Source organism: Belliella kenyensis (assembly GCF_022549675.1).
Classification (GTDB): Bacteria; Bacteroidota; Bacteroidia; order Cytophagales; family Cyclobacteriaceae; genus Belliella; species Belliella kenyensis.
This window is the reverse complement of sequence record NZ_JAKZGR010000006.1, coordinates 81,971-102,003: the sequence shown is the minus strand read 5'-3', so window position 1 is coordinate 102,003 and position 20,033 is coordinate 81,971. Positions and strand designations below refer to the sequence as shown.

22 protein-coding genes, 1 tRNA gene and 1 riboswitch are annotated in these 20,033 nt (G+C 37.3%); of the genes, 16 read left to right on the top strand and 7 right to left on the bottom strand.

Translation table 11 applies throughout. The annotated features are described in order from the left end of the window. Positions 1-77 precede the first annotated feature (77 nt). From MM214_RS07945 to lepB, 8 genes are all read left to right on the top strand, one after another. On the top strand, positions 78-1,697 hold the full coding sequence (locus tag MM214_RS07945) for a CTP synthase (protein WP_241294136.1): 1,620 nt from the start codon (positions 78-80) through the stop codon (positions 1,695-1,697). A gap of 102 nt (positions 1,698-1,799) precedes the next feature. Continuing rightward, the gene (gene yidC, locus MM214_RS07940) at positions 1,800-3,599 is read left to right on the top strand and encodes a membrane protein insertase YidC (protein ID WP_241294134.1); all 1,800 of its coding nucleotides are present in this window, start codon (positions 1,800-1,802) and stop codon (positions 3,597-3,599) included. Between the two features lie 204 nt (positions 3,600-3,803). Continuing rightward, positions 3,804-4,487, top strand: a complete 684-nt coding sequence (locus MM214_RS07935; RefSeq protein WP_241294132.1) for a metal-dependent hydrolase — start codon at positions 3,804-3,806, stop codon at positions 4,485-4,487. A 9-nt stretch (positions 4,488-4,496) separates the two neighbouring features. Next, positions 4,497-5,276 (top strand): ParA family protein, encoded by a 780-nt coding sequence (locus tag MM214_RS07930; protein WP_241294131.1) that lies wholly within the window; start codon positions 4,497-4,499, stop codon positions 5,274-5,276. Positions 5,277-5,286: 10 nt separating this feature from the next. Continuing rightward, complete coding sequence (locus MM214_RS07925) at positions 5,287-6,201, top strand: ParB/RepB/Spo0J family partition protein (protein ID WP_241294130.1); 915 nt, start codon at positions 5,287-5,289, stop codon at positions 6,199-6,201. Positions 6,202-6,253: 52 nt separating this feature from the next. After that, on the top strand, positions 6,254-6,820 hold the full coding sequence (locus MM214_RS07920; RefSeq protein WP_241294129.1) for a DUF5683 domain-containing protein: 567 nt from the start codon (positions 6,254-6,256) through the stop codon (positions 6,818-6,820). Between the two features lie 3 nt (positions 6,821-6,823). Next, on the top strand, positions 6,824-7,546 hold the full coding sequence (gene dapB, locus MM214_RS07915) for a 4-hydroxy-tetrahydrodipicolinate reductase (protein WP_241294128.1): 723 nt from the start codon (positions 6,824-6,826) through the stop codon (positions 7,544-7,546). Between the two features lie 14 nt (positions 7,547-7,560). Beyond that, positions 7,561-8,637: a signal peptidase I gene (gene lepB / locus MM214_RS07910; protein WP_241294127.1), complete on the top strand. Its 1,077-nt coding sequence runs from the start codon at positions 7,561-7,563 to the stop codon at positions 8,635-8,637. A 387-nt stretch (positions 8,638-9,024) separates the two neighbouring features. Here the strand turns inward: lepB and ung are convergent, their stop codons facing one another. After that, positions 9,025-9,687 carry a uracil-DNA glycosylase gene (ung, locus tag MM214_RS07905; protein ID WP_241294126.1) on the bottom strand — a complete coding sequence of 221 codons (663 nt, stop codon included), beginning with the start codon at positions 9,685-9,687 and terminating at the stop codon, positions 9,025-9,027. A gap of 74 nt (positions 9,688-9,761) precedes the next feature. Between ung and apaG the strand changes: the two genes are divergently transcribed. Next, entirely contained in the window at positions 9,762-10,148 is a 387-nt protein-coding gene (apaG, locus tag MM214_RS07900; protein WP_241294125.1) for a Co2+/Mg2+ efflux protein ApaG, read from the top strand. 23 nt (positions 10,149-10,171) lie between these two features. Then, positions 10,172-10,930, top strand: a complete 759-nt coding sequence (locus tag MM214_RS07895; protein ID WP_241294124.1) for an O-methyltransferase — start codon at positions 10,172-10,174, stop codon at positions 10,928-10,930. Between the two features lie 217 nt (positions 10,931-11,147). Here the strand turns inward: MM214_RS07895 and MM214_RS07890 are convergent, their stop codons facing one another. After that, a complete protein-coding gene (locus MM214_RS07890; RefSeq protein WP_241294122.1) occupies positions 11,148-11,732 on the bottom strand; it encodes a TPMT family class I SAM-dependent methyltransferase in 585 nt (194 codons plus the stop codon). Positions 11,733-11,773: 41 nt separating this feature from the next. On the opposite strand from MM214_RS07890, the gene MM214_RS07885 reads away from it, so the two are divergent. The 4 genes from MM214_RS07885 to rplI all read left to right on the top strand — a co-directional run bounded on the left by MM214_RS07885 (position 11,774) and on the right by rplI (position 13,874). Next, positions 11,774-12,694: a coiled-coil domain-containing protein gene (locus MM214_RS07885; RefSeq protein WP_241294120.1), complete on the top strand. Its 921-nt coding sequence runs from the start codon at positions 11,774-11,776 to the stop codon at positions 12,692-12,694. Positions 12,695-12,765: 71 nt separating this feature from the next. Beyond that, positions 12,766-13,134 (top strand): 30S ribosomal protein S6, encoded by a 369-nt coding sequence (rpsF, locus tag MM214_RS07880; protein ID WP_241294118.1) that lies wholly within the window; start codon positions 12,766-12,768, stop codon positions 13,132-13,134. Further along, positions 13,134-13,385, top strand: a complete 252-nt coding sequence (gene rpsR / locus MM214_RS07875; protein WP_014773610.1) for a 30S ribosomal protein S18 — start codon at positions 13,134-13,136, stop codon at positions 13,383-13,385. Before rpsF ends, rpsR begins: the two co-directional genes overlap by 1 nt. 45 nt (positions 13,386-13,430) lie before the next feature. After that, entirely contained in the window at positions 13,431-13,874 is a 444-nt protein-coding gene (rplI, locus tag MM214_RS07870) for a 50S ribosomal protein L9 (protein ID WP_241294116.1), read from the top strand. 143 nt (positions 13,875-14,017) lie between these two features. On the opposite strand, the gene MM214_RS07865 is transcribed toward rplI, so the two are convergent. Next, positions 14,018-14,269, bottom strand: coding sequence for a hypothetical protein (locus MM214_RS07865; protein WP_241294114.1), 252 nt, complete (start codon positions 14,267-14,269; stop codon positions 14,018-14,020). Positions 14,270-14,898: 629 nt separating this feature from the next. On the opposite strand from MM214_RS07865, the gene MM214_RS07860 reads away from it, so the two are divergent. After that, positions 14,899-14,971: transfer RNA gene (locus tag MM214_RS07860), tRNA-Gln, on the top strand. A gap of 583 nt (positions 14,972-15,554) precedes the next feature. Next, the gene (locus tag MM214_RS07855) at positions 15,555-16,661 is read left to right on the top strand and encodes a glycoside hydrolase family 43 protein (RefSeq protein ID WP_241294112.1); all 1,107 of its coding nucleotides are present in this window, start codon (positions 15,555-15,557) and stop codon (positions 16,659-16,661) included. A gap of 92 nt (positions 16,662-16,753) precedes the next feature. Here MM214_RS07855 and MM214_RS07850 read toward each other — a convergent pair whose 3' ends face one another. Genes MM214_RS07850 through thiM form a run of 4 tightly spaced genes read right to left on the bottom strand, consistent with a single transcriptional unit; the run spans position 16,754 to position 19,661 of the window. After that, positions 16,754-17,410 (bottom strand): TenA family protein, encoded by a 657-nt coding sequence (locus MM214_RS07850; RefSeq protein ID WP_241294110.1) that lies wholly within the window; start codon positions 17,408-17,410, stop codon positions 16,754-16,756. Beyond that, positions 17,397-18,230, bottom strand: a complete 834-nt coding sequence (gene thiD / locus MM214_RS07845) for a bifunctional hydroxymethylpyrimidine kinase/phosphomethylpyrimidine kinase (protein WP_317208434.1) — start codon at positions 18,228-18,230, stop codon at positions 17,397-17,399. Before thiD ends, MM214_RS07850 begins: the two co-directional genes overlap by 14 nt. Beyond that, positions 18,227-18,871, bottom strand: coding sequence for a thiamine phosphate synthase (gene thiE, locus MM214_RS07840; protein ID WP_241294108.1), 645 nt, complete (start codon positions 18,869-18,871; stop codon positions 18,227-18,229). The genes thiD and thiE overlap by 4 nt, the downstream gene beginning before the upstream one ends. Next, entirely contained in the window at positions 18,864-19,661 is a 798-nt protein-coding gene (gene thiM / locus MM214_RS07835) for a hydroxyethylthiazole kinase (RefSeq protein ID WP_241294106.1), read from the bottom strand. Before thiM ends, thiE begins: the two co-directional genes overlap by 8 nt. Positions 19,662-19,724: 63 nt before the next feature. Further along, a riboswitch (TPP riboswitch) is annotated at positions 19,725-19,814 on the bottom strand. Between the last annotated feature and the right edge of the window lie 219 nt (positions 19,815-20,033).

Here is a 20,033-nt window from a genome sequence, read left to right as displayed (position 1 = left end):
ATACACTCCCAAACAGAATATTTCCTTACCTTTGTATCCCATAGGAATCAAAATAAATATTATCCGCACTATTTCTTATGGCATCTTCCACTAAGTTTATCTTTATTACCGGGGGCGTAACCTCATCACTTGGAAAAGGCATTATCGCAGCATCTTTAGCCAAATTACTCCAAGCAAGGGGCTTCAGCACCACAATTCAAAAATTCGACCCTTATCTCAATATCGATCCAGGGACACTTAATCCCTACGAGCATGGAGAATGCTATGTAACAGAAGATGGTGCTGAGACGGATCTAGATTTAGGTCATTATGAAAGATTTCTCGACACCAACACTTCTCAAGCCAACAATGTCACTACTGGAAGAATCTACAATAACGTAATCACCAAAGAACGAAAAGGCGAATACCTCGGAAAAACCGTTCAAGTCATCCCTCATATAACCGACGAAATCAAAAGAAATTTTTTTAAACTTGGCGAAGAAGGTAAATATGACGTGGTCATTACTGAGATTGGAGGATGTGTGGGGGATATCGAGTCATTACCATTTATTGAAGCGGTAAGGCAAGCCAAGTGGGACCTAGGTCAAAACAACTTTTTGGTCATTCATCTGACCTTAATACCATTCCTGGCCGCAGCTAAAGAGCTCAAAACCAAACCTACCCAGCATTCTGTAAAACAACTTCTTGAAGCAGGTATTCAGCCAGATATTTTGGTCTGTCGTACAGAGCACCACCTACCTCAAGATGTCAAAAAGAAACTTGCACTTTTCTGTAATGTGCAGTTGAATTGCGTCATTGAAGCAATGGATGCTGAAACTATCTATGACGTCCCGCTTTTGATGAAAAAAGAAAAGCTTGACGAGAGGGTAATGAGTAAGCTCAAGCTAACCTCCAAAACCAATACTGACTTAGAGCAATGGAAAGATTTCCTTGGAAGACTGAAAAATCCAACTCAAGAAGTAAACATCGGACTTGTAGGCAAGTACGTTTCCCTACCTGATGCCTATAAATCCATCATTGAGGCATTTGTTCATGCTGGTGCAGCCTCTGAATGCAAGGTAAACCTCAAACTCATCTCCTCTGAAGAGCTAAATTCTGAAGCAATTCCTAAAAAATTAGAAGAATTGGACGGGGTGATAGTAGCGCCAGGTTTTGGAGAAAGGGGTCTGGAAGGCAAAATAGAAGCTGTGAGATATGTTAGGGAAAACAACATCCCATTCTTTGGAATTTGCTTGGGAATGCAAGTAGCTGTGATCGAATACGCAAGAAATGTCTTAGGGCTTTCAGATGCCAACAGTACCGAAATGAATCCCAACACGCCTGAACCAGTCATCGGTCTCATGGAAGATCAAAAGAATGTACAGCAGATGGGCGGAACCATGAGATTAGGCTCCTATCCATGTGAGCTCAAGAAGGGAAGTAAAGCTTACCAAGCATATGGTAAATCAAAAATAAATGAAAGACATAGGCATAGATACGAGTTCAACAATGCCTATTTGAAAGTATTTGAAGAAAATGGAATGTTCCCATCTGGGATCAACCCTGAAACTGGTCTTGTAGAAATTATGGAAGTAAAAAACCATCCTTGGTTTTTGGGCGCACAGTTTCATCCAGAATACAAAAGTACAGTACTTACGCCCCACCCTCTCTTCGTTCGATTTATCAAAGCGACAATAGAAAACAAAAAGACAAAATAATCCTGCTATATTTGCGCCCAATATGCATGGTAACATCAAGGAACCTGTTACAGATCCCTTGGTGTTACCTTTGCTTTTGAATAGAAAGTTTAAGTTAAAATTATGGATAGAAATCAAGCGACAGGTTTAATCCTTTTCGCCGCAGTCATACTGGTATATTCGATTTTCTTTGCCAGTACACCTGAGCCACAAGTGCAAGATACCACAGGGGAAGTGGTGTCAGAAGTTCAAAACAAATCTCAGAATGAAGATTTTTCAGCATTTGAAGCTGAACCTGACAGTCTTCAAGACATCAAAGCTCAAATTCAATTCGGCGTATTGGCTCCTTTTGTGAAAGGTGAAGCCCAAGATATTATTTTGGAGAATGACAAAATGATTGTCACCATATCTTCTAAAGGAGCCGAAATCAAAGAAGTAGTACTCAAAGAATTCAAAAAATGGGACAAAACACCCCTAATCCTATTGGATGAAGAGTCTTCTGACCTTGTATATCAGATCAACACTACCAAAGGTCTTTTAAGTATCAATGAGCTTTACTTCAATGCTAGTTCTGGACAAAGACAAGTGGAAGAGCGTAATGTTTCCTATGTCGAATTTACTGCACAATCTGGCTCTACGACGATCAAAAGAACTTATTCCTTAACAGAGGGAAGTTATATCGTTGATAAAGGAATAGAAATGAATGGTCTAGGAAACTTCCTGGTAGATTCTAATATCAACATTCTATGGGATGACAGAATCAAAAAACAAGAAGAGGATCTCGAAGAATCAAGAAGAAAAACGAACATTAACTTCTATAAAGCCTCAGGGAAGCATGATTACCTAAGCTTAACTAAGGATTTTGCCAGTGAACAAATTTCTGAACCTGTAAAATGGGTAGGATTTAGTCAAAGATTCTTTACCACAGGTATCATAGCCGCTGGTCAATTCAATGCTGCAAGTCTGGAGCAGGTAACTCCAAACGACTCTCTTTCAGTAAAAAACATGAAAGCTAGTTTGTCCTTACCGCTCACTGATGGAAAGGCTATCTTGAGTTATTATTTTGGGCCAAACAATTATAACGTCCTCAAAAGAGTAACTCCAGGTTTCGAGGAGAATGTGGATATGGGTTACTTCTTCGTAAGCTGGGTAAACAAATATATTATTGTAAACCTATTCCAGTTTTTAGAGAAGTACTTTAGCAACTATGGAGTAATTATCATATTGATTGTATTCATTATCAAAGGATTCTTATTCCCACTGACCTACAAGTCTTATGTGGGCATGGCAAAGATGCGTGTCATCAAACCTGAAATCGATGAATTGAAGGAAAAGTACAAAGATGATCAGGTAAAACAGCAACAAGAACAAATGAAACTCTTCGGGCAGCTAGGTGTAAGCCCAATTTCTGGCTGTCTTCCTATGTTGCTCCAGATGCCATTCCTATTTGCAATGTTCTTCTTCTTCCCAAATTCCATTGAATTGAGACAAGAATCATTCTTGTGGGCACATGACTTGTCTACATATGATTCAATCATCAAGTTACCTTTTACAATTCCATTCTATGGGTCTCACGTGTCATTGTTTACATTACTCATGACTGCCTCTCAGATTGTATACACAAGGTTCAATAATCAATTGACGGCAGCTCAAGGCCCTATGAAGAACTTAGGATACATAATGCCAATAGGATTTATGTTCATACTGAACTCCTACCCTGCCGCTTTGAGTTTTTATTATTTTGTTTCTAATATGGTGACATTTGGTCAGCAAGCTTTGATCAAGCTTTTTGTAGATGATAAAAAAATCAGAGAAAAAGTCGAAGCAAGTAAGATAAAAAATGCCAATAAAAAGAAATCGAAGTTCCAAACTAGATTAGAGGAAGCAATGAAAGCTGCTGATGCTAATAAAAAGAAAAAATAGAATCATAATTAAAGACGTATATAGAAAGAGGGATTGGCTGATGCTAATCCCTCTTTCTATTTAAAGACCAATTGCCATAAGCATTAGCCTGTTCATTGTCAAATCGTTATCAATATCCACAAAGAGATGTGGAAAACAAAACATGTTGCATACAGATTAAAATGATATATTTGTAGATCAACAAAAACCGTAAAAGCAAATCAAATGATCGATATCACATTCTATGGGCATTCGGCATTCATGGTACACATCGCAGGGAAATCTATCCTATTCGATCCATTTATTAGTCCCAATCCCCTAGCATCAGAAATAAACGTGGATTCTATCAAAGCTGACTATATTTTGATAAGCCACGGTCACGAAGATCATGTAGCCGATGCTGCACAGATAGCAAAGCAGTCAGCTGCTATGTTGGTTTCTAATTTTGAAGTTGCGACTTGGTTTTCTGAACAAGGAGTAGAAAAATTCCATCCCATGAATCATGGAGGAAGTAAAGTTTTTGAATTTGGGAAAATCAAATATGTAAATGCTATTCATAGTAGTACTCTACCTGACGGAACACCAGGAGGTAATCCCGGAGGCTTCGTCATCAGACATGACAAAGGCTGTTTTTACTATGCAGGAGACACTGCTTTGACATATGACATGAAGCTTATAGGCGAAGAATTTAATATTGACTTTGCTTTTCTGCCTATAGGTGACAATTTTACCATGGGAATCGATGATGCGATCAAAGCAGCAGATTTTGTGGGTACAAATAAAATAATCGGAATGCATTTCGATACTTTTCCTTACATCGAGATAGACTTAGAGTCTGCAAAAAAAACTGCAACGAAAGCAGGAAAAGAATTGATTTTGCTTAATATTGGAGAATCTATTACCATTTGAACCTAAATAATGGGAAAAGTAATTGCTATTGCAAATCAAAAAGGTGGAGTTGGCAAGACTACCACAGCGATGAATCTAGCAGCAAGTTTGGCTGTACTAGAGTTCAAGACCCTTGTCATCGATGCTGACCCTCAAGCTAATACTACGTCTGGACTAGGGCAAGATCCCAAAGAAATCGAGACGAGCATATATGAGTGTATGGTAGATGGAATTGAAATAAGCACCATCATCACCAAAACAGATCTTGAATATTTAGACTTAGTGCCTTCTCACATAGATTTGGTAGGTGCAGAAGTAGAAATGATCAATTTGGAAAATAGGGAGGAAAAAATGAAATCAGTTATCGCATCGATCAAAGATCAATACGATTTCATAATCATAGATTGCTCTCCATCTTTGGGATTGATTACGATAAATGCCCTTACAGCAGCAAATTCAGTAATTATACCTGTACAATGTGAGTATTTTGCATTAGAAGGATTAGGGAAATTATTGAATACTATAAAAATTATCCAAACCAGATTAAACCCTGATTTGGAGATTGAAGGAATACTATTGACTATGTATGACGTAAGACTTAGGCTTTCTAATCAGGTAGTGGATGAAGTAAGACTTCATTTCAAAGGATTGGTATTCGATACCATCATACCTCGAAATGTCAGACTAAGCGAATCTCCAAGTTTTGGATTACCAGTGATTGCTTTTGATGCAGAAGGAAAAGGTGCAATGGCCTATTTGAATTTGGCTAGTGAAATTGCCACCAAAAATGGAATGGAAAAAGTAAATTGACAGCAAAACTATGGCTGATAAAAGACCACAAAAGAAGAGTGCATTAGGAAGAGGATTGGGAGCATTACTTCAAGACTCACCTCAGAAAATACAAAAAGAAGAGCTAATACCAGCGCAGAGTACTGCGGGTATATATGAAATTTCAATTTCAGAAATTCAAGTAAACCCATACCAACCACGAACGCATTTTGACAAAGATGCACTACAGGAACTTTCCGACTCCATCAAAGTCCAAGGCATCATACAGCCTATCACAGTTAGAAAATTAGCAGACAATGAATTCCAACTGATATCAGGTGAGAGAAGGTTTCAAGCTTCAAAATTAGCTGGATTGACAAAAATTCCAGCCTATGTAAGAACTGCTAATGATCAACAAATGCTGGAGATGGCATTGATTGAAAACATACAAAGAGAGAATCTTAATGCACTTGAAATAGCTCATTCTTATCAGAGATTACTTGCAGAGTGTGACCTCAAGCAGGAAGAACTTGGCGATAGGGTTGGGAAAAATAGGACTACTGTAAACAATTATCTGAGACTTCTCAAGCTGCCTCCTGATATTCAAGCTGGTATTAGAGATCAAGTCATAAGTATGGGCCATGCACGTGCATTAGTCAATATAGAAGATATTGATAAGCAGTTGGCAATCTTCAAAAAAACTGTTGAAGAAGAGCTCAGCGTACGTAAAGTTGAGGCCTTGGTAAAAGCTCTAAACAACCAAGGTGATGAGCCTGAATCAAAAAACAATGGAGGCCTAGATCCAGTGAGAAAATACGAAATAGGCAAACTCCAACAGAGACTCGCCAATCATTTTGGTTCTAAAGTACAACTGAAAGCTAATGAAAAGAACAAAGGTGAAATCAAAATCCCTTTCTCTTCTGCTTCAGACCTCAACAGAATCTTGGAAATACTTGAGATCATTTAAGCTTGTGAGGCCCTTTCCCAACAGCCAAAAAAATAAAATATATAAATTAGCAATGGTACTTTTAAAGTCCATTGCTGTTTTTGTTTTATTGCTTTCAGCAAAGACACCTTGCTTTTCACAAAATGAAGAAGAAAGCAATGAACCTTTGGAAATCAAGATAGAACTTAGGGAAAAACTACCCAAAGATCCCAAAACCGCAACTATATTGTCTGCAATTCTTCCTGGAGCAGGGCAAATCTACAATGAGAAAATATGGAAAGTTCCTATTATATATGGTGGATTTGCGACCAACCTTTATTTCATTGATTTCAATGGTAGAAGGTATCGCTTGTTTCGCCAAGAATTGAGATCCTTTGATCAGCAAGGACAAAGTGAAATATTTCCAAACCTAAACAGGGATGCACTTGTACGCAACGTCGACACCTGGAGAAGGTACAGAGACCTCAATTATATCGTGTTTGCAGCTATCCATGTTTTGAACATCGTAGACGCTCAAGTAGACGCTCACCTATCGGGATTTGATGTAAGTGATGATATCAGTATGAAGTTCGAGCCCTCCTATGAAAGCCTCTTTGCAGGAGGTAGAGTGATTGGGTTATCTTTAAAACTAAATTTCTAAACCATGAATATACTAATACTCGGATATGGAAAAATGGGTAAAATCATAAGCGAAATCGCTGAGTCCCGTGGACATTCCATAGCAGCAAAAATCAACATTGATAACAGATCGGATTTAGACCATCTAGATGCAGACTCCATAGACGTCGCTATTGAATTTTCTCAACCTGAAGCAGCTGTTGAAAATATCAAATGGGCAATCAGTAAGGGAATTCCCGTTGTATCAGGCACCACAGGATGGTTGGATCAGAAGCCCAATATCGATCAATTGACCATAGATAAAAATACAGCCTTCTTTTATGCCTCCAATTATTCAATTGGTGTCAATATCTTCTTCAAAGTCAACAAGTTTTTGGCTCAGTTGATGGGCGATCAAAAAGACTATAAAATCAGGATGGAAGAAGTTCACCATACTGAAAAAAAAGATGCTCCAAGTGGTACAGCAATTACACTTGCTGAAGGTATTTTGCAAAACATCCCCAGTCTAAAAGGCTGGAAACTGTCCGAAGAAATGATCGAAAACGAACAGATCATTCCAATTATAGCCAAGAGAATTGACCCTGCACCAGGGACACATATCATTCGCTATCAGTCACCTATAGATGACATTGAGATCACCCATACAGCACACAGCAGACAAGGTTTCGCACTTGGTGCGGTTTTGGTAGCGGAGTGGATCAAGGATAAAAAAGGTGTGCTATCAATGGATGATTTCCTATCTTTCTAAAACTTTTGAAATTTATGACTAGAGAAAAAAAGAAAAAATCAGCAACAAGAGAATGGATTGACGCATTGGTCTTTGCTGTAGTTGCTGCAAGCTTGATCAGGTGGCTATTATTAGAGCCATTTACTATCCCTACTGCATCCATGGAAAAATCCCTGCTGGTAGGTGATTTCCTTTTTGTAAGCAAAATGCACTATGGTACAAGAGTACCAAAGACACCTTTACAAATGCCGCTTACACATCAAAAAATTTGGGGTACGGATATCAATTCTTACTTGGACTGGATTGAACTTCCCTATTGGAGGTTACCAGGTTTCACTTCTGTAAAAAGAAACGATGTGGTGGTATTCAATTATCCTGCTGAATATGAATATCCAGTAGATCTCAAAACAAACTACATCAAAAGAGCGGTGGCTGTACCTGGAGATCTACTCGAAATCAAAAAGAGTCAAGTATATATCAATGGTGTGGCTGAACCAAGTCCTCCAAAACTCCAACTGTCCTATGACCTTTTGACTGATAAAAGGCTTTCTATTGACTTTTTTGAAGATAATAATATCAATAGAGACAGCTTTTATCCATTTGATAATGGTGCTGGATATTTAATCTATGCAACAGCTGATGATGTTCAAAATTTGGAAAAATCCCCTGCTGTAAATGATGTAACCCCAAGGATTGATAGAGAAGGAATGGGAGACGCCCGTGTGTTTCCTGACGGAGCATATTTTGGATGGAATAAAGACAACTACGGACCTTTGGAAATCCCCGGCAAGGGCTTTACAATTACCTTGGATGAGGAAAACATGGCCAAGTATGCTTTTACCATAGAAAAGTACGAAGGTCACAAGAATCTGGAAGTTCGCAACAACAAGCTCTTCATAGACAATCAAGAAATTACCGAATACACTTTCAAGCAAAATTATTATTTCATGATGGGTGATAATAGACACGACTCTTTGGACTCTAGGTATTGGGGATTTGTACCAGAGGATCATATCGTAGGAAAAGCATGGTTCCTGTGGCTTTCTCTAGACAAACACAAATCAATGTTCAGCAAGATCAGGTGGAATAGAATTTTCAATGGAATAAAATAAGGATGAAGGGGGAAGGATGAAGTGAGAAGGAATATGCTGAGGCGAAATAAAGTTGAAATATACCTCTACCTTTGGGTAGACAGGTGCGGCGAAATATGCTTTATTTATGCATGCTAATCCTAAACATGTAAGGCCTAAGTTATTTTAGATCTTGTGTCTTGAAACTTGAGTCCAAAAAAAAATTAAGAGGAATGCATGGTGATATGAAAGAACCAATGGTTTCATTTTAAATCAATACAAAAAAATGTATCAAACAAGAATCAGGACACAAGATAACTCTTGTGTCTTGATTCTTGTTTCTTTGATACTTGATTTTAGTCACTTGATTCTTGTTTCTTGACTCCCCTAATCATAGGAGACTTAATTAAAATCAAATTGAACGCTTTTTCACCAATTTATCTCTTCTAAGCCATTTTTAGCCAAGTATTCATTGGTTTTAGAAAAATGTCCACAACCTAAAAATCCCCTATGAGCAGATAATGGACTTGGATGTGGAGCATGTAGCTTTAAATGAATTGAATCATCAATAAACGAAGCTTTTTTTTGTGCGTAAGCACCCCACAATAAAAACACCACATGCTGTTTCCCATCGGCGATTCTTTTGATGACCGCATCTGTGAAAGTTTCCCAACCTTTCTTTTGATGAGAACCCGCTTGATGCGCCCTGACTGTCAAAGTAGCATTGAGCAAAAGAACACCTTGGTCAGCCCAGCGGGTAAGATCACCATCCGATGGCATAGGTAAGTCCAAGTCTCTATTGATTTCTTTAAATATATTCAACAAACTAGGCGGAAATGGGACACCTGGCTTGACAGAAAATGAAAGTCCATGTGCCTGATTTATTCCATGATAAGGATCTTGACCTAAGATTACGACCTTGACCCTATCAAATGGACAATGAGCAAATGCATTGAATATATCTCTCCCCTTCGGGAAAATTTCATGAGAAGCATACTCCCTTTTCACAAAATCAATTAGATCCAAAAAATAAGGCTTTTCAAACTCATCTTTTAATATTGTCTTCCAACTATCTTCGATTTTTACATCCATTGTTATTATTTTTCGTTGTCTTTTGATTAGAATGATATAGATTTGTTTCCAAGGTCTCAAACCAAACATAAATTATGGTCAGCGCCACTACAGATGGAGTTACGGTAACCGTAATAGCTTCCTATCAGCCAGAATTCTCAAGCCCCTATCAGAAGCATTACGTATTCACATACAAGGTAAAGATAGAAAACAATAGTCCTTTTACCATACAACTTCTCACCAGAAGATGGGAAATTCATGATGCAGGTGATGAGTTTAAGATAGTAGAAGGTGATGGAGTAGTTGGTCAGCAACCAGTTCTCGAGCCAGGAGAATCACACGAATATATATCAGGTTGCAATCTCAAATCAGGATTGGGTAAAATGAGAGGAAGCTACACCATGGAGAAAATACAAGATGGTTCAAGATTCCGCGTAACCATCCCAGAGTTCCAACTAATCGCCCAGATATTTAACAATTGAGTTTATTTCATAAAACACATCCTTTGATAGCCTATCTCAAATATTGGCTTTATCAAGAAGACCAGTATGCATTACAGTCTCCTTCCGTATTTGAAATTTATACAGGACTTTTAGATTTTCTCGAAAAGCAAAAAAAACAAAACCTCGAGATTGAAGAATATAGATCAAAATTATTATTGGATCATCAGGAACTGCATATCGAAGACTATGGAGCAGGTTCCAAACATCTGAAAAACAATAAGCGGAAAACTTCCAGCATTACAAAGTATAGCACGTCCAGCAGGAAATTTGCTCAGCTTTATCAATATTTTTGTCAATATACACCAGCACAACAGGTTTTGGAACTAGGGACTTGTACAGGCATCACTACAAGATATTTGTCTAAAGCTACCCATGGAATCCTCTACACTATTGAAGGATCCAAGGCTTTGTGGAAAAAGGCACAAGTACATAAAAAGGATCTAAACACCAACTTTATACTAGGTGAAATCGAAAGAATACTCCCCAAGTTGCTGATGAAAATAGAGAAATTGGATTTTGTTCTGATCGATGCTACCCATACCTATGAAGCAACATGCTCTTACTTCGGACAAATTTTACCATATACTCATACACAATCTATCATTGTAATTGCTGACATCCACTGGTCTCCATCTATGGAAAAGGCTTGGAAAGAAATCTTGAAATTTCCAGAAGTCCGTCTGTCTATGGATTTTTATGAAGCGGGAATTTTATTTTTTAATCCAAAATTACCCAAAGATAATTATGTGCTCAAGATCTAACATTCACTTTTAATTCCCATAAATTTATTTTATGGATATACGGAACTTTGCCAATGACATTACAAAATTCCGATTTATCTAACTTCAGATATAAATTGATATTGGATACTTATGGATATTGACCATTAGCAACCTGTTGAGCCAATGAATTTAAGTTACTGCCAAAAAAGCGTATAATCAGATTTATTTTTTACAAAAGGTCAAAATCAAAAGCAAGTTATTTAACCAACTTAATAAACAACTCTGATTCTTGTCTTGGTAAAATAGAGTTATAGCAAGATTCCATTATTTGTATGTCAAAGAATGGTTCAAAATAGCCAATATATTCGTCCTTACTGCCTCCAAACGGAGGGCCTACATGGGTGAAGTTTTTATTGAATAATACACCAGCCAATACTCCCCCATCTTTGAGTAATTTCGCCATCTTCTCAGCGTACATTGACCTAAGAGATGGATTCAAAGCACAAAAAAAAGTCTGCTCAATGATCAAGTCATAGCTACCCTCATGATCAAAGAAGTCCTCACAGTATAATTGATTCATTGGGAAATTTGGATAAGTTCGTTTAAAATTGTCCAAAGGCAGCAATGCAAAATCTAAAACATAAACATTTTTAAAGCCCATATTATAGGCGTATGCAGCCTCATAGGCATTTCCTGCTCCAGGTATTAATATCTTTATGTTTTTATCTGTGACTTGGTCTAAAAATTGCTTAATCGGAGTGGAAGCTTCTCCGAGATCCCAGCCTGTTTGATTTTCCTTATATCTTGCAGACCAATAGTCCTGATCGAGTGAAAGATTCATGATAAATTATTAATTTGCGCAAATATTACTTTCTATTTAAAATGAACACCAATTTAGAGAAGGATAATTCCAAAAAGTCAGAAAATGGCAAAAATATTTTAATCATCGTATTGATTATTTTGGTAATTATAAGTGGCATAAAGTTATACTATGATGCAGTAGATAGAAATAAGAAGTCAGAAGAGATCATTGTATTATCAGAAGAAAACGATGAAATCAACAAAAGGCTTGATTCTATAACTTACCAGCTTGACCTAAGGATCAAAGAAATAGAAAAACTCGGTGGGGACATAAGCTCCCTAGAGGAGATTAGAGAGCAACTCATAGCCGAAAGGAATTCAGATCGAAAAAGGTCATCTCAAGAAATTGATGCTTTGAACAAAAGAATCAATAGCTACACCTCTATGCTCCAAGAAAAAGATAAAGAAATTATCAACTTGAGAGAAATGAACCAGCAACTATTCTCCGAAAATCAAGAGTTGAAAAGCTCTCAAGCTGAGATTGAGGAAAAAGTGGTACAGTTAAACATCAAAAAAGAAGAACTCGAGGAAAAAGTAAATATCGCTGCAAGGCTCAAGGCTGAGAATATTGTAGTGGCCGCGGTCAACTCGAGAGGAAAAGAAAGAGAAGATGGTTTTCGCAACAGACAACTAGAGAGATTGAAAATTAGCTTCAATTTAGCTGATAACAAAGTAGCTCCTAAGGGTCCAAGAGATATCTATGTACAGATCATAGCTCCAAACAACCAACCAATATTTGATATTGCAAGAGGTTCAGGCACCTTTATAATCGATGGTCGAGAGGAATTTTACACGGTACATCAAGACATACTATTTGACAACACGATGCAATCGATAAGCTATTTTTATGAAAAAGGAAGCAAATATGCAGCAGGAACATACGAAGTACGCATCTATGCTGACAATTATCAAATCGGGAAAGGTAAATTTGAAGTTAAATAAAATTGGAATTTAATTTCTAAAACACTACTTTTGCGGACTGTTTAAGTAAACAATATTTAATCAAATCAAACATGTTCCAGAAAAATTATGAAACGGTATTCATACTAACTCCCGTTTTGTCTGATGTTCAGATGAAGGATACCGTAGACAAGTTTGTAAACTTGTTAAAAGAAGAGGGGGCAGAAATCGTAAATGTTGAAAATTGGGGTCTAAAAAAGATGGCTTATCCAATTCAGAAAAAAAGCACCGGTTTCTACGTATTGGTTGAATTCAAGTCACTACCAACTTTGATCAAAAAGTTTGAGCTTGAAATCAGAAGAGACGAGAAAGTAATGAGATTCTTGACGACAGTATTGGACAAGCATGCAGTTGCTTATGCTGACAAGAGAAGAAAAGGTGAATTTAATAAAAAAGCTGAAGCTAAGGAGGAGCAAGCCTAATGACACTAAGAAACGAACCAATCAACAGAGTTGAGAATAGAAAGAAATATTGCCGATTCAAAAAGAACGGTATCAAATATATCGATTACAAAGATCCTAACTTCCTTTTGAAGTTTGTGAACGAGCAAGGTAAAATCCTTCCTAGAAGATTGACCGGAAACTCTGCGAAATTCCAAAGAAAAGTGGCTAATGCTATCAAAAAAGCAAGACACTTAGCTTTATTGCCTTTCGTAGCTGATGGATTGAAATAATCCAAAACGGATCGATTATTTACAAATCAAAAAAATTAAATTATAATGGAAGTTATTCTTAAAACAGACATAAAGGATTTAGGCTACAAGAATGACCTTGTAGATGTAAAGCCTGGATACGGTAGAAACTACCTTATCCCTCAAGGGTTTGCAGTATTGGCAACAGACTCTAACAAGAGAGTTCTTGCTGAAAACATCAAGCAAGCAGCGCACAAAGCAGAAAAAGTAAAAACTGAAGCTGAGAACATCGCAGCTAAGCTTGAGTCTATTACTTTGGAAATAAAAGCTAAAATCGGTGAGTCAGGTAAGATATTTGGTAAAGTGACTACGCTTCAAATCTCTGACGCACTTTCAGCACATGGTATCGAGATCGATAGAAAGAAAATCTCTATCAATGTACCAGTACAAACAGCAGGTGAATTCGAAGCTGAAGTTGATCTACACAGAGAAGTGAAAAGCAACGTGAAATTCGCAGTTGTAGCTGAGTAATCATAGATTATTCAACAATAACAAGGGGGGGATGTTTCTATTGAAGCATCCCCCCTATTATTTTATATTCCAATGAGCTGAAGGGGACAAGGCTTCCCCCCCAAATGAGGTTTCAATTCCCATCCCTAATACAAAAACATCAACTATTCTGCTGATACAAGCTTCTCTAAGTCCTCAATTAGCTTTTTAGATACTGCTCTTGGGCTTTCCTCTCTTTTTGCTTTAAGCAACTCCAATGCTTGATTACTTTTCTCAATTACACCAACTGGGTTTTGATCATTCTCATAGCTTCTGTAGCACCATGAAAGCTCAGCATATAATTTTTCATCAAGCTTAAGTTTGTCCAGCTTTTCTAAAGTACTCAAAACGGTTTTTTCCAAATTTTTAATTGCCATGACTCAATAAATAAAAGGTTAATAATGAAATAATTATCAAATGTTAAGAACTATTTCCATATTAACAAACAAATATCCGACTATTTAATAAAAACATAATTTTCAAACGATTTCGGTTCAAATTTTTATTTCCTTTTCATGAAAATCTGCAAAATCAGTAGTAATCTATTTAAAATATTGCTTCTATGATATATTGTAGCTCTCAACCCTGCTCTAGATGGATGGAAAGCTTAGAATATAATTAATCAGTAGGAATCCATTCTAAGGTATAGTATTCAACCGATCCACTGTACATGCGGAATCTGGCTTCCATATAGGCCTGTATGAATACAGGAAGTTCAAGCAAGACTTAAAATCAGCTTGCATTTATTACTCAAGAAGGAAATTTCGAATAGGCTAATTATACTTCGAATTAGCTCTTGATTATTGATCATTTCAATAGTTAAAAGAAATCTACCCTACCTTGAATATATTTCATAAAAAAACAGCTGCTATTGATTTTTTTCTTTCTGAAATTAAGGGAATTAAGGTATTTAGCAAAAAAACTTCAATCATACACTTGCATAAAATAGAAAGTACCCCTACATTTGTGACACAATAAAGGAAAGCAGTTTCCTTTTAAGAATTACTGACCGATGGTGTAACTGGCAACACGTCTGATTTTGGTTCAGAAGAGTCTAGGTTCGAGCCCTAGTCGGTCAACAAAAACCCTGTTTACAAGCTGTAGACAGGGTTTTTTGTTTTGTTACGTACAGAATCACGTACAATTTTAGAGATCAGGGATCAGCCCTAAAAGTTGGGGAATTGAGGTCAATAGATTTCCAGGGTAAATTAAAGAATTGGAAGAAATGGATTACCTCAGTTGGTTTTTGCCTCAGAGGCTAAGGATCAGGTCTAAAAGTTGGAGAATAAAAAAATCAACCATAGAAATCAGAGAGTCTGAATTCCTCTGGTCTTAAAAAAATAACCTTACAAATATCTTCTAAGCTTTATTGTTTTTTAGCTAAAAGAATACCTTAAATTGAAACCGATTTCATTCCAATATCTATTTATTAAGCTAACACGAAGCATTTCATATACATTTATCAACTTAGCTTCTCAGAAGATCATGTGTCCGAATCTTTCCTGAAGTACTATGTTTCTCATTCAATGTTACTACAACTTTTGAATCAGAATCAGATATTAAGATTTTGAATGATGCTATAAGTAAAAAAACATTTTGAAACCGATTTCATTTTTTATATTTTGGTTGTTCAATTGAAACAATCTTTAAAAATCTAAATCTATGAACCTAAAATTCCCTAAACGACTGCTTTTATTTTCGGCAGTTCCTCTTTTGATAATGAGCTGTAATGAACAAAAGCAGCAAGAAAATGAGGAAGAGCAATCCGTTGAAATTGAAAACGAAACCAAGTTTCTAAATAAACCTTTGGTCAGTCACATGTATACAGCTGACCCTTCAGCGCATGTTTTTGATGGTAAAATCTACATCTACCCATCACACGATGTGCAGTCAGTGGTAGAAGAAGATGATTCAGGGGCGCATTTCAATATGAGAGATTATCATGTATTTAGTATGGATGATGTCAATTCAGAAGTCGTAGATCATGGAAAGGCATTGGATTTAGATGATATCAAATGGGCAAAAAGGCAACTTTGGGCTCCAGATGCAGCAAAAAAGGGCAATAAATATTATTTGTATTTTCCAGCTAAAGATCACGACGATATATTCAGACTTGGTGTGGCTGTGAGCGATAGCCCAACAGGACCTTTTACCCCGCAGCCAGAGCCGATGAAGGGTTCTTACAGTATAGACCCAGCAGTATTTCAAGATGGCAACGAATATTATATCTACTGGGGTGGAATATGGGGTGGTCAATTGCAAAAATGGAGAACTGGAGAATACCTTTCTACAGGTAGCTCTCCATACGATGACGAGCCTGAAGACGATGAGCCTGCGATCAGTCCAATGGTAGCAAAATTAAGTGGAGATATGTTAGAGTTTGGGGAGAAGCCAAGAAAAGTTTCTATTCTAGACAAAGACGGTTCCCCTATCACCGCAGGAGACCACGACCGAAGATTCTTTGAAGCAGCTTGGGTGCACAAGTATAACGACAAATATTACTTCTCTTATTCAACTGGAGATACGCATAATATTGCGTATGGTATTGGTGACTCTCCGTACGGACCTTTTACGTATCAGGGAGTCATACTGAATCCTGTACAAGGCTGGACAAATCATCACTCTATAGTTGAATTTAATGGTAAATGGTATATCTTCTATCATGACACAGAGCTTTCGGGAGAAACCTATCTGAGAAACATTAAAATGACAGAATTAGAACATCAAGCTGATGGCACAATCAAAACCATAGACGCGATTATCAAATAAGCTCACTGTTAAATTGAAAAAGCTGCATCTTGAAGGTACAGCTTTTTTTCATTTTACATTCCATCAATTTAAATTCCGCCAATCAAAACTGTTCAGATCGGCCATTTTTCCATTTTAAAAGCAGAATCCCAAAACATCCACTCAAGTTTCGTAGCTCTTTCAAATGCTAAATGCATGGATTCTTTTTGAATAGAATTAGATGAATCAGCAAGTTTATCTGTAATTGATATTGCCCTTTCTACTGAACTGGCAAATTCTTCTCCAGCGTATGTGTCTATCCATTCCTTGTATGGATTGATACTTACATCCTGCTGAAGTTCATAGATATAGTCCCCTACCCTTTTGTAAATCCAAAAACAAGGCAAAACAGCCGCCAATGCTACTTCAACACTACTATAAGCTGCATGATTCAATAAAAAATTGGTATAAAGTAAGCAGGTAGGCGTTGGCTTGACATCATCAGGTACACCCAAGGTTTTGAAATAGCCTTCGTGCAAAGCTCTCTCTACTACTATGGCACCTGTAGCAAAATTTGAGTAAGCCAATACATCATCTAAATCTCTCATTCTAGAAGAAATAGCACTCAATGCTTTACCAAATTCACCTAAATAATAGGCGTCTTGAGCCATATAAAACTTAAATTTCTCCTTGTCCAGTGTACCGTTTGCAAGTTGGGTATTAAAATCCAGGTCTAGTATTTTCTGGTAGATTGGTTGGATTCTTGCCCAAGCTTCATCACTCCACTTCATTGATGATTTGTTTTTGAGGATTGAAGAAATGATTTAGTGGTCCATTTCCGTGACCTATTTGTACAGATCTTCCTAGCAATATTGCTTGAAAAATGTAATTTCTCGCTTTAAGTACTGCTTCTTGCAATACTTCTCCTTTGGCAAGTTCTGCCGCAATCGCTGAGGATAGTGAACATCCAGTGCCATGAACATTTTTTGAAGTGATTTTTGAATTTTCGAATACGAATGATTCCCCATGCTTCAAGATTAGTAGATCTTGAATCACTTCATTATCTAAATGCCCTCCTTTTATTAATATTGCTTGATTATTGAGATCAAAAAGTTTTTTTCCAGCTTTCTTCATCAGGTCAAATGAATTGACTTCGAATCCACAAAGAAGAGCAGCCTCATCCAAATTTGGCGTAAGTAATGTTGCAATAGGCATCAAATACTCTTTGATAGAAGCAATAGTCTCTTCTTGAATTAGACGATCTCCAGAAGTAGCCACCATCACAGGATCAAATACAATAGGAATAGAAAAATTCTTCAGTCTGTTTGCCAAGGCCTCTACAACTTCAGGCCTATCCAGCATCCCGATTTTGATAGCTTTTGGTGGTATATCATCAAGAATTGCATCCAATTGATCAATAATATGCCCTACGGGGATACCGTGGATACCTCTCACACCTTTGGTATTCTGAGCTGTAGTGGCTGTCAATACAGTCATACCATAACATCCAAGAGCTGAAAAGCTCTTCAAATCTGCTTGAATCCCAGCTCCTCCACTACTATCAGAACCTGCAATACTCAGTACAGGAACATATTTTTTCTTCATTTTCATGATTTTTTAAGACCTCTATCTATTTCTTTTTTTAGTGCTTTCGCAGCATGTGCAGGATCATCTGCACTACAAATCGCAGAAACCACTGCAAGGCAATCCGCACCTGCTGCAATGATCTCAGCTGCGTTTTCTACTTTGACATTACCAATTGCCACCAACTTTTTCTCAGTCAGTTTTCTCAGCGCTTGTAAGCCCTCCAAGCCCCACACTGCCCTAGTATCACTCTTGGTGGGGGTGCTGAAAATTGGACTCACACCATAATACCACGCATCATTAGCATCCTCGGCATACAATTCTTCTAGGTAATCTAAAGATAAACCAACAGGAATCATGTCACCTACCCTATTGATCACAGTAGAAATAGACATATCAGATTGACCTACATGTATTCCATCAGCTCCTACAGCCTTGGCCACGTCTACGCTATCATTGATAATCAAAGGCACATTATACTTTTGACAAATGACCTTCAATGATTTTGCTTTGAGATAAAAAGCTTCTTCATTGAGATTTTTCTCTCGAAGCTGAATCACATCAACCCCTCCTTTGATGGCCTCTTCGACTACCCAAAAGAAATCCCGTCCCAAACATGCCGCCTCATCAGTCACCAAATAAAGTCTGTAAGGAAAAGACCTAATCATAAATCTCTAGTTTGATTTTACTCATGAGGATATCTGAAGTCAACTCATACAATGCATCATAAAAATACAATTGTAGTGTCCCAGGACCTTCTGCTTTTTCATTAGCTATATCTCCCGCCACACCCATGATACCCATAGCAGTTACTGTTGCTAGGTAGGGATCGTTCTCTCTCCCTAAGAATGCACCAATGACAGCAGTTGCGGTACATCCCATACCTGTCACCTTTGCCATCAATGGATTCCCATTGGCAATCGACACTAGTCTATCTCCATCTATGATGTAATCGATGGCTCCTGAAATACATACAACTGACCCGTATGTGTTTGATAATAGTTTTGCTCCTTCCACTGCCTCATCGGAAGAATTGGTGCTATCTACGCCTTTACTTTTGACACTCATTTTGGCCAAAGCCATGATCTCAGACGCATTACCTCTGATCACAGTAGGCTTCTTCTCCAGTAATTTCTTCAATGTCTCATTTCTATAAGAAGAAGCTCCTGCACCAACGGGGTCTAGTATCCATGGCTTCCCATACTTTTGGGCAGCAGCTACAGCCATCTCCATGCTCTCCACCCAATAGGCATCCAAGGTCCCAATATTAATCACCAAAGCATCTATGATTTGGGACATTTCTTCCATCTCCTCATGAGCATGTGCCATTATGGGAGATGAGCCTAACGCCAGTAAAGCGTTGGCTGTATTATTCATTACCACGTAGTTGGTAACAGATTGTACCAGTGAAGGATGAAGTTTAACTTTCTCGAATGTTTGAATTATTGATGCTTTCATATACTATCTTTTATGAAGAAAAAAATTAGTGCGTCAGCATCGACTAGAAACCTATACATTAGTAGTATATAGCTTACTTTTTCTTTCGTTGGTATGATCCAAATCAAGTTCAAAGGGTATGATCTCAGCCTGCTGGCACCCCTAAAGTTTTTCCAACACTAAATTAACTATTATTTTTCTAAGTTATAACCCAAAGCATTCATTTTTTGGATAGTATCTATTTTATAACCTAATACAAATAGAATTTTGTAAAAAAACCGATCAAACCAAACAAATCCTCCTCTTGACCAAAACATAACAAACTAAGAACGATATTATAATAACTTCATAAAAGTTTGTAATAATTTTATGAAGCCATTTTAATTTTCAAAC